This window comes from Paenibacillus sp. PK3_47 (assembly GCF_023520895.1).
In the GTDB taxonomy this organism is placed as follows: Bacteria; Bacillota; Bacilli; order Paenibacillales; family Paenibacillaceae; genus Paenibacillus_AQ.
On record NZ_CP026029.1, the window covers coordinates 2902383 to 2917668 of the forward strand.

The following is a 15286-nucleotide window of genomic DNA, read 5'->3' on the forward strand; positions in this document are numbered from 1 at the left end:
ACTGTGACAATTGCTAATCAGACCATCGTTCCGCATATATGGTATGACAAAGACGCGGTGAAAGCAGCTAATTTTTACGCCTCTGTTTTCCCGGAATCCAAAGTTACGAGTGTTACTACCCTTCACGATACACCGTCAGGCGACTGTGACCAGGTTTCTTTTGAAATATGGGGACAGAAATTTATGGCCATTAGTGCAGGGCCGTATTTTAAGTTAAATCCTTCTGTATCTTTCTTCGTAAATTTTGATCCTTCACGCGATAAGGATGCAGCCGAGAAAATAGATGAGGTCTGGCACAAATTATCTGAGGGCGGCCAAGCCCTGATGCCGCTTGATAAGTATCCGTTCAGTGAGCGGTATGGCTGGATTCAGGATCAGTATGGCGTGTCCTGGCAGCTGATGCTTACGAATCCGGAGGGTGAGGAGCGGCCGGCTATCATTCCGTCTTTTTTGTTCGTAGGTGATCAATGTGGTAAGGCAGAGGAGGCTATGTCGCTCTATTTATCCGTATTTAAAAATTCGCGGCAGGGTACGGTGGCCCGTTATCCTAAAGGCTCGGAGCCTGACCAGGAAGGAACGATTATGTTCGCTGACTTCATGCTCGAGAATCAGTGGTTCACCGCCATGGACAGTGCGCATGAGCATAAATTCAGCTTCAACGGGGCGATCTCCTTTATGGTCAAATGCGATTCACAAGAGGAGATTGATCACTACTGGGACAATCTGTCTGCCGTTCCCGAGGCGGAACAGTGCGGCTGGCTGAAAGATAAGTTCGGGGTGTCCTGGCAGATCGTACCTTCTGCGCTGGATGAGCTGCTCGGAAAAGGAACACCTGAGCAGAATGAGCGTGTGACGAAGGCTTTTATGCAGATGAAGAAGTTTGACCTTGCAGCATTGCATAAAGCTTATAAGGGCGAGTGAGAGTGTAATTCTTGGGCGGGCCTCTCGGCTCTATATAGAGTGCATGCAGCAGACACCTTCAGAGGTGTCTTTTTTATTCCCACAGATGTAATTAGAAAGCAAAGTTTCGAGTAATTAACCAGCAAGGCACTCGGCGGTACTCTCAGCCAACTTTCAGTTCGAAATAAGCTTGCTTTGAGAAAAGGTCTCTATACTAATCGTATAAAACCTTTGGAAAGGAAGTGGTGTAGTATGCTGAAACGAACCTATTAATGACTTGGAAATGCTAATGCTAACGGACCCCAGATCCGTTATTTTGCGCTAGAAGTGTGTTTAGAATCCCTAACGGACCCTAGATCCGTTATTTCATCTGAAAGGGCTTAATGTACCCACCATTTAGCAAAATAAAGGAACCACGTTCCGTTAGCGATGGAAACGGGGCGATTTTCGGCAAATAACGGACGCAGTGTCCGTTAGCGTGCGAAAGAGGATGAGGCATCTAACGGATGCAGCGTCCGCAGACATGGATACACAGCAAAGAAACCCAAGACCATTGAAAGAGCTGGGTTTCTCAACTCTGAAGGCACCCTAAAGGGTGTCTTTTTTATTTAAAAACTATGTTTTAGACATTTCAGCTACTTTTAAACTGAAACACTGAAAGCGGTCTCAATTCTGCTTGTACCCCTCACTTTTGCTACAAAATCAAAAATGACAACAGAAATCAGTACCAATGATTTACAGGGAAATCGCTGGTGGACTACAATGCAGACACATCCTTGCCACAGTAAGAACGTCTATCATCGGTTTAGTCTATCCCTACAAAAGCGAGGTGAATGCAATCTGGAAAGCGCTTCATGTTCATGTCTGTAAGCGCTTTACTAAGGAGAAACCGGACAACGATCTTTTTTCGGCGGGACTGGCAGCTTCATGAATTGCTACTACGAGGAGTGAAATAAGTGAAGAGAAGGCTTAAAAGGTACATGTCTGCAGTTCTCACAGTTTCCATGGCTTTTATGCTTATGCCGCCGGTTGCTTTGGGCGCGGATGATAATGGCGGTGCGGTTTCTGCCGTATTGACACAGGTAGGACCTGTACTGGATTTTGAGAATGGCGAGCTGACAGGGACTGTTGCCGGCGCTCCGGCAGCCACCGGTCCCGGATCCGTTACGGTAGCCGTTTATGAGTCCAATCACGTTCTTCGCGTTCAGCCTCCATCTGATACGGATTCGAATGAAGCCAAACAGGCGAGTTTTTGGTGGACACTTCCTCTGGATAACGGAGATTATGATCTTAGCGGCAAAGACCAGGTTGAAGTAAGCTTTGACTGGTGGGCTGACATTACCCGTCCTGGCGCCAACTCACTGGATGTCCGTCTTAACGACGGTACGGACCAAGTCATAACGCTTCGGACCTCCGGAGGCGGAACGAGTGCAGACTCACCCGCGAATATATCTTATTACACCGGAAATATGAATGCCAGCAACGCTCCGGCAATAGGAACGGCCACTCCTGCACTGAACGGGGTGCCACGTCTGACCAAACTTTCAGCAACCATGAAGGTGGATCTGCTCCATCAAGTGGCGGCAATCAGCGTTACAGACGGCGGTTCGATGGTATACACCACGCCACAGCCCATAGCCATAGGCTCTGATCAGCTGACCAGCATAAGCATAGGCGCGAGCCGGGCAAGCGGACAAAACTGGGCAAGGTTTAATGCAGCTCCAGGCAAAGACTGGGATGAAAGTACCTATGGGATGCGCGTAGATAATATCATATTCAGGGCTGCTGCATCCGGTGGAGTAAAGCCGGTTATTAACCCGAATGAAATCATAATATCCCCAGCCTCTGCTGTGAATTTGGAATACGGCGAGGGCTCACTTGCAGACAAGCATTCCGCCACATTCAGCGCGGTGGTCATGCCTGTTAATGCGACCGACAGGACGTTTACCTGGTCTATCAGCGATGAGAAGGTTGCCGCTATAGCCGTAAACGAGGATAACAGTGTAACTGTTACTGCAATTGGTGCAGGTGATGCCACTCTTAAGGCTGTGTCCAACATGGACGGTTCCATTACGGACAGCGTTCCAATTCATGTAAAATATGTTCCGTCGATTAATGAACCTGCACCGGACTTTTCCGCTCTGTTAGCGGACGGGTACACGCAGGCGTTCGGGAGCAATTTTGCCGCTGGAGGTCCAGCTCCTTTATGGATATTTGCCGGCGGCCCGTATCATACGCTTGCGCGGGAGGATGCTCCCAAGGCCAACAATTATTTCAGATTTGACGCATCCGGTTCAGGCAACCGCGGGGGTAAGGGAGATTTACCGTATGCCGTTTCCGGCAGCAAGGTATATGTTAATTTAGATTGGAAGGTTCCTGCGGTCACCACGGTGCAAAATACGTTTAACCTGAGCTTCCAGGATGGAGCCGGTGTGCTGCTCAGTTTAAGAACAGGCACATATAACGGCGCAAGGACCATAGGTGCATTTGCCGGGAAATTACCGGGACCGACCGGACCCGATCCGGCTAATTTTTGGAGCAGTGACCGTTACCATGCGTTTACGTACAACGAGGTCAATAAATGGTATACGGTAGGCCTAGAGTTTGATTTTGATACGATGCTAGCTACCGTTTCTCTTGTTCCCAGAGATGAGACCGGAGCGGTGCCGTCGGTGCTGACGGTTCCTTTTGAAGGAAGCCAGATCAGTTCGTTCGTCCTCACAGGTGAGCGCGCAGGCGGGAACAACGTGGGTATAGTGGATAATGGCATTGATAACTTATACTTCTTTACCAAGGAGCTTTCCCCGGACACGATTGTGGAAGTGCTGCCCTATGAATTTTTACCCGGGCGTCCTGTAACAGCCGACAGCAACACCTGGCAGAGCTGGTTCAAGACCGTTTATATTGGAGAGGTAGCGGATGAGTCGGGGCTTAACCTGCCGGAAACTGTTGAGGTTAAGCTGGCGGATGGTAATACAGCTGATGTAGAGGTAACCTGGGAATTAACAGAAGCCCCATGGTCTACAGCAGACACAGAACTGGTGTATAACGGCGATAAGCAAGGCGTCTTCTCTTACGTGGGAACGCTTACGGGTATCCCTGAAGTAGCGGTCAACAGAATGGGCGTAAAGGCGAAGCTGTATATTGAGAACCGCCATAAAGACAGCATTACTTCCGAGCCGATCTCCATGGAGTGGCTGGACAGAGGGGTAGCAGCTGTTCCGGAAAAAAGCGGCGGCGGCATCCTGGTTACGTGGCGTTTGCTGTCTTCGGAGTATGACCAAGGCTTAACTTTTAACGTGTACAGAAACGGCGAGAAAATCAACACTTCACCTGTTACTGTACTGGATTATGTGGATGCAGGCGGTAAAACCGGTGACATCTACGAAGTAGAGACGGTAAACACCGGTGCTAGGAGCAAGCCTGCAGCGGCATGGGCTAATAATTACATCGATATTCCGCTGCAGCGGCCGGCAGACCGCGATAACCCGGCAGATGCTTACTCAGATTCTACTTTCGAGCGAATTACTTACACTGCTAACGATACCTCGGTAGCAGATGTTAACGGTGATGGACAATATGAGATTCTGGTGAAATGGTATCCGTCCCAGGCTCAAGATCCGGGGCTTCCAAACAGGCATACCGGCGAGACAATCTTCGATGCCTACACCCTGGAAGGCAAGCTGCTGTGGAGAATCAACCTGGGTATCAATATCGTATCCAGTGCGCATCACAGCCCGTTCAACTTCTATGATCTGGATCAGGACGGAAAAGCTGAGTTTACAGTGAAGACAGCAGACGGTACCAGGGGTTATCTTCCTAAAGCAGACGGTACAATTAATGACCTGACAGATACTCCTGCCTGGGTATTGGGCGACCCTGATGCGGTATGGGTAGGTGGCTTGCGTAATCCGGCAAAAGATAACCAGATCAACGATACGGCGCTTGGCAGAGTGGCGTCCGGTCCGGAAACCTTTACGGTATTTAACGGCGAAACCGGACAGCCTGTAGATACAGCCGATTATTTTGCACCGTACAGCATCAGCTCCAACTGGGGCGACAACAACAATAACCGCAGTGACCGTTTTAACGGGGCGGTAGCCTATATGCCGAAGAATGGCGAGTATGGTGCGGAGCCCTATCCTACGGTGATAGAGGTGCGTGCTCACTACGGCCCGCAGTATGTTGCTGCCTATCAGTATATTGAAGGTAAAATTGTGGAGATCTGGACATTTACGCTAGCTGATTGGAATGCCGGCAGCAACCAGGGTAACCATAATGTACAGGTTGCCGACGTGGATTTTGACGGATATAACGAGGTTGTGCTTGGCGGCATCACGATAGACCAGGACGGAACGATCTTGTGGAGTACCAACGGCACGCGGGGAACGGCAGCAGCAGGCCATGGCGACGCGCTGCATGTAGCCGCGATGGTACCTGGAAGCGACGAGATTTATGTATTCCAGCCGCATGAATCCGGGCCTCCGGATAATGTGACCCTGGTCCGCGGCTCCACAGGAGAACCTGTGTGGACATATGCGGCTAACTTGGGCGATGTCGGACGCGGCGTTGCGGCAAATGTAACACCATTGCCGGGCTTCGAGGTGTGGGGAATAGGAACACCTATGTACAACATTGTGAGCGGTGAAGTCATTACAACCGAGGTAGGCGGCATTGGCGTTGCTAACAAGGCCCCTGTGAACTTCATTCTGTATTGGGATGGGGATCTGCTTAGCGAATTCTTTGACGGGCCTGATAACCTGAATTCGGCAGCTGCGCCATCGATCACGAAGTTTAATTATGACACTGCAACCGGACAGAGTGAGCTTACTACGCTTCAGGCTTTGACCGGAACCTATTCCAACAACGGAACCAAAGCGAATCCAAGTCTTATCGCTGATATTTTCGGAGACTGGCGTGAGGAGGTTTTTGTCCGCACCAGTGACAATGAATCTTTAAGAATCTATACGTCGGACATCCCGACAGATAATGTAATTTATACGCTGATGCATGATCCGCAGTACCGTTTGGCGGCAAATTCGCAGAATGCTATGTACAATCAGCCGACACATCTAAGCTTCTACCTGGGTGAAGACATCCGTGGTGAAGTTCAGAATAAGCAGCTTCCGGTGCCAAACACCTACTATACTGTAGACGGCGATGATACAACGACACCAAATCCGGCACCGGTTCCGGCACCCAATCCGGTAACACCATCGATTCCGGCGCCAGGCCCCGGCAACACGACTACAGGTTCAGTTGCACCGGCAAATCCTAGCCCGGCAGCAGATACCGGTGCCTCAGTGCAGGTGCCGACTCCTGAGAAGCCGGTACTGAACAGTGCTATCGCTAATGCGGAGCAGATAAAGGCTAAGGTGGAACAAGCGCTGCAAGCGAATCCGCCGGTCAGCTTCTCCGATGTACCAGTTACGCATTGGGCTGCTAAAGCTATCGGATATGCTTCGAGGCTCGGTATTGTCGAAGGCCAGCCTAATGGGGTATTCAAGGGTTCTGATAATGTAACAAGGGCTGAATTTGCCGCGATGATTGTCCGTACATTAAGTATGGATACCTCAGGAGCGAACGGTTCCTTTTCCGACACGGATGGTCACTGGGCGGGGGCCTATATTCGTGCATTGCACCGCGCAGGTATTGTGAACGGTGCAGGCAATGGTACATTCAAGCCCAACCAGGAGATCACCCGCGCCGAGATGTCGGCAATCCTGGCCCGTGTGCTGAACATGAGCGCGGTTAACGGTTCACCGCAGTTCTCCGATATCAGCGGACATTGGGCTGCAGGCAATATTCAGCAGCTCAGCCAAGCAGGCATTGTGCAGGGTGTCAGCGACGGTAAGTTCGCACCAAACGACACTGCAACCCGCCATCAGTCCGTAACGATCATTATGCGGATGCTGAACGTTGTGTTTGATCTGGAACTTGATTTGTAGACAGTTATATTTATAATAATTAGCCTCCCGGCGTATGCCGGGAGGCTGTTTTTGAGTCACCCTCATAGGAAAGATAACCAAAAACCAAGGCGAATTAATTAACATATGTATGTCACAATAGTTATGTGATCAGGTGTAAGAATGGGCGATTGTTATAATATCAAAAAGCCTGGAAGGAGAAGATGAGAACCCTATGGTACTTATAGTTACAGTTCCTTGCGGCTTAGGAAAACAACAATTTCATATTTGATCGTTCAAGACAGTAAGCTGATTCGGGTTAGCGGAGATGGAATTGAGCAGGAGCAGGAGCTTTTTCCTGAGCTCGCACAGCAACATTTTAAAAACAGCGATATTGTCATTGATTATGTTATCTTAGGACAAGAGGGAATCGAAGAATACAGAATGGCATTGCCAGAAAGTCTTTAAATCTGGGTTCTGCTCTACACGAAAGAGGTTATCATCAAGAGAGATCAGTTACGAGACTGCATGACAGCTTCAACCAAATTAGTTCCGCTTATTTGAGGTCAGTGATGATATAAGAGATAAGGAAGTCTTAATAGAGACTAAATTCAAAGGGGATCATAATGAAAAATTTTGCTGAAGAATTGGTTTATTGGTATTTGCGATTTAATGGTTTCTTCCCATTGACAAATTTTGTGTTACATCGTCAGGGTTTATCTAATGGCCACCAGAATGCAGATGCGGATCTCTTAGCTATTCGTCCAAAATTTGTAATGGAGGATGTTGGTGGGGATCACCGTGATAATTCTCTCTTTAGACATTTTAGTACTGAAACCAATATTGGTTTGATGTGTGAAGTTAAGTCAGGCAGCACCGTTAATTTAGAAGAGGTACACCTCAAAAGAGCAGACCGTATATCATATTGTTTGAGGAGAATAGGCTTTTTTTCAGAGAGTAAAGCAAGGTATCATACGGAGTATCTTAAAACAGAAAAGGTGTCTAAGGGACAATTCCATGAGATAGGAAAGCTCTTAATTACACAAAGAGAGATAGAGATGCCTGGTTTTATATGTTTAACGATGGAGCATGTTGAATCATTTATTTTAGAGAGAATTCATCTTTATTCTCGTGAAAAATATGGGGCTAAGCTGTATTTTGATTCTGACATGGTCCAATATATGATATGGAAAAAAGGTGTATAACTTTATTGATGAACACGTTGTATCGGTGATAGGCCTATGAACTCCTAAGTCCAGAGCAGTATTCACCAGCTACGTCCATGAGGACAAAATAAAGACACCTAAGGGTGTCTTTTTTCTAGCTCTATGACCTTTCCGTTACCTTAAATCACAGAATGTGACCAAGATAAGTCTGGTTTGCTAGCTTAAGCAGTTATCTAAAGACATTCTTCAAAAAGAAACTAAATAGATTGAATCTGAAATTATCCTATAAGTAAAAAGGGGTGGAGGAGAAGTTTGGAACTGTAGGAGCAATAGCGTCCGCCTTTGTCACCGGATTTCACCCGCGAACAGCGGTATTAATCAGGAAATCTGGGGACAACAGCGGCCGGAAGTCCAAACATTCTCTGGAGTCACGTACAATTACAGATAGAAAAATCAATCATTAGCTCAATCTATATACTTTTTTCTTGTAGAACATATCACACACTTCACAGACTTAATATACTCCTCTAGCAATCATTTTGAATGTATAAGACTTCAGGCTATCATCTCCCACACTTATAATCATTACCTCAGATCACTGTGAAATGCGGAAGGTATGAGAAAATGATTGTTTCGGAACCGGGTGACGGCTGATATGCTGAGGGTGCGAAAAAAATACCAAAATTTGTGTGATTATTCCGGTTGGGCTGCTGGTCTGTGTTTCGGTTATTGGGCTGCATAAATGGGGGGGAGGGAGGATGTACCGGATTTATTTGTAAACGGTTTCAGTACAACTGCAACAATTTATAATCAGGAGGGAATAGGATGAAAAAGAATGTTGCAAAGGTAACCGGAATGGTATTAATGCTGTCTCTTGTACTGTCTCTGCTAACAGGCGGATGGGTGAACACAACGGCGAATGCGGCCGGTCTGTCGATCACAGGCAGCGGAGGCTGGAATGAAACGGCTTATGTGGAGTGGTCAGCTGTAAGTAATGCGTCGGGGTACAATGTTTATGTTAAGCCTGCAGGTGCGCCCGATTCCCAGTACCAGCAGCTTCATAATGAATTGATCCGCAAATACCCTTCCTTTTGGAGAGCGGATGCTGTAGGGCTTGCGGCGGGAAGCTATGTAATGAAAGTAGAGGCTATAGGCGGGGGAGCGGCGGCTGCGGTTACCAATACGCTTCAGGTGGCGGCACATGACCGTTCGGGATTTGCTTTTTCAGCGAACTCTCCGTTCGGGACAGGCTCGGGTGCTTATAACGATAACGGAACACTCAAAGCTGGCGCCCAAGTCCTTTATATTACTTCGCAAAATGCCAAAACGGTTACCCTGGGGGTAAAAACAAGCAGCTCCGATACGGTGCAGACAGGCGTGGGGCTTGGCGGAATTTTGAATCTTAGACAAAAAGGCTATGATACCACACCTCTGGCTATCCGGATTATCGGAAAAGTTACGGCGGCGGATCTGAGCGGACAGCTCAACAGCAGCGGATATCTCGAAGTCAAAGGTAAAAACAATTACTCCGAAATGAATCTGACCATCGAAGGGATCGGTGACGATGCCTATGCGTACGGGTGGGGGATGCTGCTCCGGTATGCCGGTAATGTAGAGGTGAGAAATCTGGGACTGATGCTTTTCCCGGATGATGGAATCTCGATGGATACGGGCAATGCGAATGTATGGGTGCATCATAATGATATTTTTTACGGATCTGCGGGAAGTGATGCGGACCAGGTGAAAGGCGACGGTTCCACAGACCTTAAGAAAGGATCTACCTATATTACGATTTCGTACAATCACTATTGGGATTCGGGAAAAGCATCTCTGGTCGGATTGAGCGAGACGGCAGATTTTTTTGCAACATTCCATCACAACTGGTTCGATCATTCGGATTCCCGCCATCCGCGCATCAGAGTCGCCTCTGTTCACATTTATAATAACTACTATGACGGAGTATCAAAATATGGCGTGGGGATGACCACCGGGGGTTCTGCTTTTGTAGAATCCAACTATTTCCGGAATGCCAAATATCCGATGCTGATTTCCCTGCAGGGCACTGATGCGCTGGGTGAAGGAACCTTTTCGGGCGAAAATGGCGGGATGATCAAAGCGTACAACAACCTCGTTGTCGGTGCAGCCAGTCTGATTTATGCCAATTCCGGTGCGGGAACAACGGCTGCTAATGCAACATCTTTTGATGCCTTCCTCGCATCTTCAAGAAGTGAAACCGTCCCAAGCTCATTCAAAGCTCTGAAAGGCGGAACGGCCTATAACAACTTTGACACGAGTACCGATACCGGAGTGAGCGCATCTGACGTTGATAATGTAAGCGCCGTGGAACAGATTGTTACGGCAGAGGCCGGACGTCTGGGCAGCGGGGACTTCGCATGGAACTTTAATGATTCGGTCGATGACACGTCGTATGATGTGAATTCCGCACTGATGTCCGCTATCCGCGGCTACACCAGTCAGCTTGTTTCAGTAGGCGGAAATTCCAGCCAGGGACCAGCACCTACTCCTACGGCAACGCCAGCACCAACATCGACACCTGCACCTACGTCTACGCCTTCACCAACAGCAACCTCTGCACCTACGTCTACACCTACATCTACGCCAGCACCAACATCGACACCTGCACCTACAGCAACGCCTGCTCCAACAGCTTCTCCGGTGCCTACAGCAACGCCAACGCCGACTACCGGAGCCTACGTGCATAACTTTACTGCATCCGGAACAGCGAGCGACTTTTTCAATATCTCGGGTAATCTCTCAGCATCAAAGGGGACTGTTGTCTACAATGGTCTGACCCTGACGCAATGCCTGAAAATTGAGAGTGCAACCAGTATTCAATTCACTGCTGCCAAAGCCTCAACGCTTACGCTGGTGTTCAGTACATCCGAAGGAACCAGAATCAAAGTGGATGGCACAAGCTACCCGATAACAAATGGCATTGCGACGATCTCCCTGGCGGCAGGCGCGCACACCATCACGAAGGACAGCACAGCGAATTTGTACTATATGGTGCTGAATTAGAGACGTTGTAGGCAGTATTAAATGGCAACTGAGAGGCCATCTATGAATAAAAGCTGTCAACGATGCGATAACAGCATTTCGTTGACAGCTTTTTTTGTTCCGGGATTTGGTGGACTTATTCCATAATGACCCGTACCGTATTTTCGGCTTTCATTTTGAGGACCGGTATCAGGTTGCCCTCAATTTCTTCACCGTTGATCACAATACGGGATACCCCTTTTTGCACACCATTCTTGTTCTCGACCTCAATGTTCAGCTGTTTGCCGCGGAATTCCCGCACCATGGAGAATTCATTCCAGCTGGAAGGAACGCAAGGGTCGATGCGCAGGCCATCGATCTGAGGCTGAACGCCCATAATGCCTTCTGCTAAAGAGACCATAACAGTTGAGGCTGTACCGGTCAGCCAGTGGACATGTGCCCGGCCTTGGTACGGACTGTCTTTGGACTCTACGAACTGGCCGTGTACATAAGGCTCAAGCTTGCGGACTTCGGCCTTGTCGTTCATGCTGGCCGGACTGCAGTTCAGGAAATACTCGAATGCACGGTCGCCGTTACCGATCATGGTCTCAGCCAGAATCAGCCAGCCCTGCGGCTGACTGAAGATGCCGGCGTTCTCCTTGGTGGAGGGATTGAAAAGTGTCATCAAAGCGACCGGCAGGCCGTATTCCCTAAATGGCGGATAGAACAGCATCGTGCCGTAATCAGTCCGCAGATTGTTATACACCTTATCCATGGCGAGTTTGGCCTGATCAGGACGGGCGGCACCGCTTAATACAGCCCAGCTCTGCGGGTTCAGCCATACCTTTGCCTCATCATTCTCCCAGGAGCCGACCGTGTAGTTGTCCTCCGTGAAGCCGCGGACGAACTGGTCGTTCTCCCAGGCGTGTGTTTGAATGTTGGCATCAAGCTCATCCAGAAGGCCCTGTGCCCATTGGACATCTTCCGGTTTGTTCTTGTTATGTGCGATTTCCATGAACAGTTTGAAGGCCATATACAGCTGGAAGGCTACGAATAGCGATTCCCCCTTAGCCCCAAGACGCAGGCAGTCATTCCAGTCTGCGTGCAGACCGACCGGCATGCCGTGGGCACCCATACGGTCCAGGCTGAACTGGAGCGCGCGGCGCAGATGCTCGTACACTGTGTCTTCGCCTTTGTCTGAATAAGGAACGACTTCATCGGTAAAGTCCCAGTTGCCGCTCTCATTCAAATATTTGATTACGGTCGGGAACAGCCATAGGGCATCATCTGCACGGTAATGGGGGTGACCTGTCTCCCGCACGTATTCCGGATCATCAGGCGTGCCTTCATGTCCTGGATTATGGTCGAACTTCACCAGCGGAAGACCGCCGCCATTGGAGACCTGGGCAGAGATCATCAGTCTCAGACGGCCGAGCGCCATCTCATGATCCAGATGAATAATTCCTTGAATATCCTGCACCGTATCCCGGTAGCCAAGCCCGTTACGGAGTCCGCAGTACTGGAAGGAAGCGGCACGGGACCAGATGAAGGTAATAAAGCACTGATAAGCATTCCAGGTGTTGATCATGCTGTTCAGGTTGTCGCTTGGCGTCTGGACCTGAAAACGGTTGAGCTTGCTGTGCCAGAATGTCTTCAGCTCTTCCAGTTCCTTATCCACCACAGATAAATCCTTGTAGTGGCTGAGAATGTCTGATGCGCCTTGCTCATCATACTGTCCAAGCAGGAAGGCGATCTCCTTCTCTTCCCCCGGCTGAAGCTCCACATTGATCTGCAGGGCACCGCAGGCGTTGGTGTTATAGTTCAGGGAGTTGCTGCACCGGCCGTTCTCTACGGAAGCGGGATTGCCGTAGCTGCGGTAGTCGCCGAGGAAAGTATCCCGGTCCCCGTCATAAGCGGTTACCTCTGCACCGGCAGCCCCAAAAAATCTCCAGCTCTGTTCCTCAGGTATATTTTCATTAATGGATTGCAGAATCATATTATTTCTGTAGTGGGTGCGTGAAATAAACAAAGTATACTGAAGGTTAACGGTATCCTGCTCATAGTTATTGTGATTGGTGAATTCAACAAATCCGAAGAGAGCCAGCTTCCGGGCCTTGGTGCCGTTATTGCGCACCTTCAGGCGCCACACCTCATAGGTCTTGTTCAGCGGCACGTAATATAAAGTCTCCGTCTGAATGTTGTCATAATCGGCAGTCATGTTCGTGTATCCGGTTCCATGATGGCATACCGACTTATACTGGCCCAGATCTTTGCCCACCGGCTGCCAGGAACCGGACCAGTAATCGCCATTTTCCAGGTCTCTTACGTAAATGTAGCGTCCCGGCTCGTCTTGGGAATTGAAATGGTAGCGGACATGCCGTCCGTTAGCTCCTGACTTCACAAAGCTGTAGCCGCCAGCGTTCCCTGAAATTATGGCGCCATATTCCGGCGAGCCCAGATAGTTGGCCCAGGGAGCCGGGGTATCGGGCTTCGTGATGAGGTATTCCTTATTTTTCTCGTCAAAATAACCGTATTGCATAACCATTCCTCCTGCATATTGGATGAGAGACAGGGCCGTAAACGCGCGTTCACAAACGGTCGAAGATTCCGGCTCACTTTTATTATAAGATAGGTTCCGGCAAATCTATAATCTATTTTTGTGAAAGTTTAACAAAGATTATCCGGGCACGAAATGGTATTGTTAATTTAACCAATATAATTATATATTTCCATAGGAGGATGAGTATGACGAACGGGGACAGCCGCCAGTTGACCGAGGGCCCTGTAATTCATAGGGAGAAGGATATTGTCTCTAAAATGATCCGTATTTACTGCACTAAGAAACACCGTAATAAAGAGTTGTGTGAGGAGTGCCGGGATCTGCAGGAGTATGCTGTAAAAAGACTCACCCTCTGTAAATTCGGCGAAGAGAAAAGCGCTTGTGCAAAGTGTCCTGTCCACTGCTACAAGCCGTTTTACCGCCAAAAGATCAAGCAGGTTATGCGGTATTCTGGCCCGTGGATGCTGCTGTACCATCCCATAGAGTCAGTCAGACATATTCCTTTGCCTGACAAGTGGAGGAGGTGAGACAACAGCTGAACAAGATCTTAAAATTAGCAGGTGCCGGATTGGAAGCTGGTGCTAATTTTGTCAGATTTGATTGAGTCGCGGCAAAGCGCTAGGTTTATATAGAACATAGTAGAGGAGGTTATTACAAATGACACAGAATATCCCGGAAAAAGTATTGAACGATGGACTGAAGGTACCCGCAATCGGCTTCGGAACGGCCTGGTATAAAGGAGCAGAAGGAGTAAAGGTGCTTACGGATGCGATTGATACCGGATATCGGTTGATTGACCTGGCCTTTAACTATGAGAATGAAGGAACTGTAGGACAAGCAGTCCGGAAAAGCCCGGTTCCAAGAGAGCAGCTGCTGATCAGCTCCAAGCTGCCGGGACGGCACCATGCCTACAAGGAAGCGCTGGAGACCATTGAAGAGTCATTATATAGAGGCGGACTGGATTATTACGATCTGTATCTGATCCACTGGCCGAACCCCAAGACGGATAAGTATGTAGAAGCCTGGCAGGCCATGATTGAAGCGAAGAAACGCGGCTATGTCCGTTCGATCGGGGTCAGCAATTTCCTGCCGGAGCATCTTGAGCGGATTATAAAAGAGACCGGCGTCACTCCGAGTATTAATCAGGTAGAGCTGCATCCGTTATTTAACCAGCAGCGTCAGCGGGAGAAGGACGCCGAACATGGTATTGTAACAGAGTCCTGGAGTCCGCTGGGCCGCGGCCACAGTATGCTGGAGAATGAGGTTATCGGCGGCATTGCCGAAGCCCACGGCAAAACACCCGGACAGACCATTCTGCGCTGGCATACCCAGCTGGGGGCCATTCCGATTCCTGCTGCGAGATCCAAGGAACATCAGGCGGAGAACCTGAATATCTTCGATTTTGAGCTGACTGAAGCGGAGATGAACGCCATCAATGCCCTCACCCAAGAGGACGGCCGGCTGTGGGATCAGGATCCGGCGACTTACGAGGAGATGTAACAGCTGGATTGGCATATTCGTGGAAGTGCCTGCCCGTTTCAACAGGGAAGCTCGCTCCAGCGAAAAAGAGGCCGGCTCAGTACGTACCGGCAGACACTTAGCTCAGCTGGAATTTCTCCATCTAAATTCATTACTTATGGCCTTTTGCGGCATGTAATTGGAAATACTCCATCTAAATCAGGACTTCTTTAGTTTTATAGAGGAATCCGGCTCATTTAAGTGGAGCTTTTCCCACTAACATCGTGATTTCGGCAAGG

Annotated in this window: 8 protein-coding genes; 7 read left to right on the forward strand and 1 reads right to left on the reverse strand. The window is 49.0% G+C overall.

Features of this window, described 5'->3' with window-relative positions; translation table 11 throughout:
• The first annotated feature begins 3 nt into the window (after nt 1–3).
• The 5 genes from C2I18_RS13025 to C2I18_RS13045 all read left to right on the forward strand — a co-directional run bounded on the left by C2I18_RS13025 (nt 4) and on the right by C2I18_RS13045 (nt 11011).
• A complete protein-coding gene (locus tag C2I18_RS13025) occupies nt 4–921 on the forward strand; it encodes a VOC family protein (RefSeq protein ID WP_249901568.1) in 918 nt (305 codons plus the stop codon).
• Between the two features lie 983 nt (nt 922–1904).
• Nucleotides 1905–6848: a rhamnogalacturonan lyase family protein gene (locus C2I18_RS13030; RefSeq protein WP_249901569.1), complete on the forward strand. Its 4944-nt coding sequence runs from the start codon at nt 1905–1907 to the stop codon at nt 6846–6848.
• A gap of 246 nt (nt 6849–7094) precedes the next feature.
• A complete protein-coding gene (locus C2I18_RS13035; RefSeq protein WP_249901570.1) occupies nt 7095–7274 on the forward strand; it encodes a hypothetical protein in 180 nt (59 codons plus the stop codon).
• Nucleotides 7275–7432: 158 nt separating this feature from the next.
• Nucleotides 7433–8011 carry a hypothetical protein gene (locus C2I18_RS13040; protein ID WP_249901571.1) on the forward strand — a complete coding sequence of 193 codons (579 nt, stop codon included), beginning with the start codon at nt 7433–7435 and terminating at the stop codon, nt 8009–8011.
• A 786-nt stretch (nt 8012–8797) separates the two neighbouring features.
• The gene (locus tag C2I18_RS13045; protein ID WP_249901572.1) at nt 8798–11011 is read left to right on the forward strand and encodes a pectate lyase family protein; all 2214 of its coding nucleotides are present in this window, start codon (nt 8798–8800) and stop codon (nt 11009–11011) included.
• A 115-nt stretch (nt 11012–11126) separates the two neighbouring features.
• Here C2I18_RS13045 and C2I18_RS13050 read toward each other — a convergent pair whose 3' ends face one another.
• Entirely contained in the window at nt 11127–13508 is a 2382-nt protein-coding gene (locus C2I18_RS13050; protein WP_249901573.1) for a glycoside hydrolase family 94 protein, read from the reverse strand.
• Nucleotides 13509–13714: 206 nt separating this feature from the next.
• Here C2I18_RS13050 and C2I18_RS13055 point away from each other — a divergent pair, with 206 nt between their 5' ends.
• Both C2I18_RS13055 and C2I18_RS13060 read left to right on the forward strand, forming a co-directional pair.
• Nucleotides 13715–14056 (forward strand): nitrous oxide-stimulated promoter family protein, encoded by a 342-nt coding sequence (locus C2I18_RS13055; RefSeq protein ID WP_481857939.1) that lies wholly within the window; start codon nt 13715–13717, stop codon nt 14054–14056.
• A gap of 130 nt (nt 14057–14186) precedes the next feature.
• On the forward strand, nt 14187–15029 hold the full coding sequence (locus C2I18_RS13060) for an aldo/keto reductase (protein ID WP_249901575.1): 843 nt from the start codon (nt 14187–14189) through the stop codon (nt 15027–15029).
• Nucleotides 15030–15286 lie beyond the last annotated feature (257 nt).

What these genes read in the sequence shown, in the direction of transcription:
- C2I18_RS13045 (WP_249901572.1), top strand. Translation starts at nt 8,798, where the DNA reads ATGAAAAAGAATGTTGCAAAGGTAACCGGAATGGTATTAATGCTGTCT.
- C2I18_RS13030 (WP_249901569.1), top strand. Translation starts at nt 1,905, where the DNA reads ATGGCTTTTATGCTTATGCCGCCGGTTGCTTTGGGCGCGGATGATAAT.
- C2I18_RS13050 (WP_249901573.1), bottom strand. Translation starts at nt 13,508, where the DNA reads ATGCAATACGGTTATTTTGACGAGAAAAATAAGGAATACCTCATCACG.
- C2I18_RS13055 (WP_481857939.1), top strand. Translation starts at nt 13,715, where the DNA reads ATGACGAACGGGGACAGCCGCCAGTTGACCGAGGGCCCTGTAATTCAT.
- C2I18_RS13060 (WP_249901575.1), top strand. Translation starts at nt 14,187, where the DNA reads ATGACACAGAATATCCCGGAAAAAGTATTGAACGATGGACTGAAGGTA.
- C2I18_RS13040 (WP_249901571.1), top strand. Translation starts at nt 7,433, where the DNA reads ATGAAAAATTTTGCTGAAGAATTGGTTTATTGGTATTTGCGATTTAAT.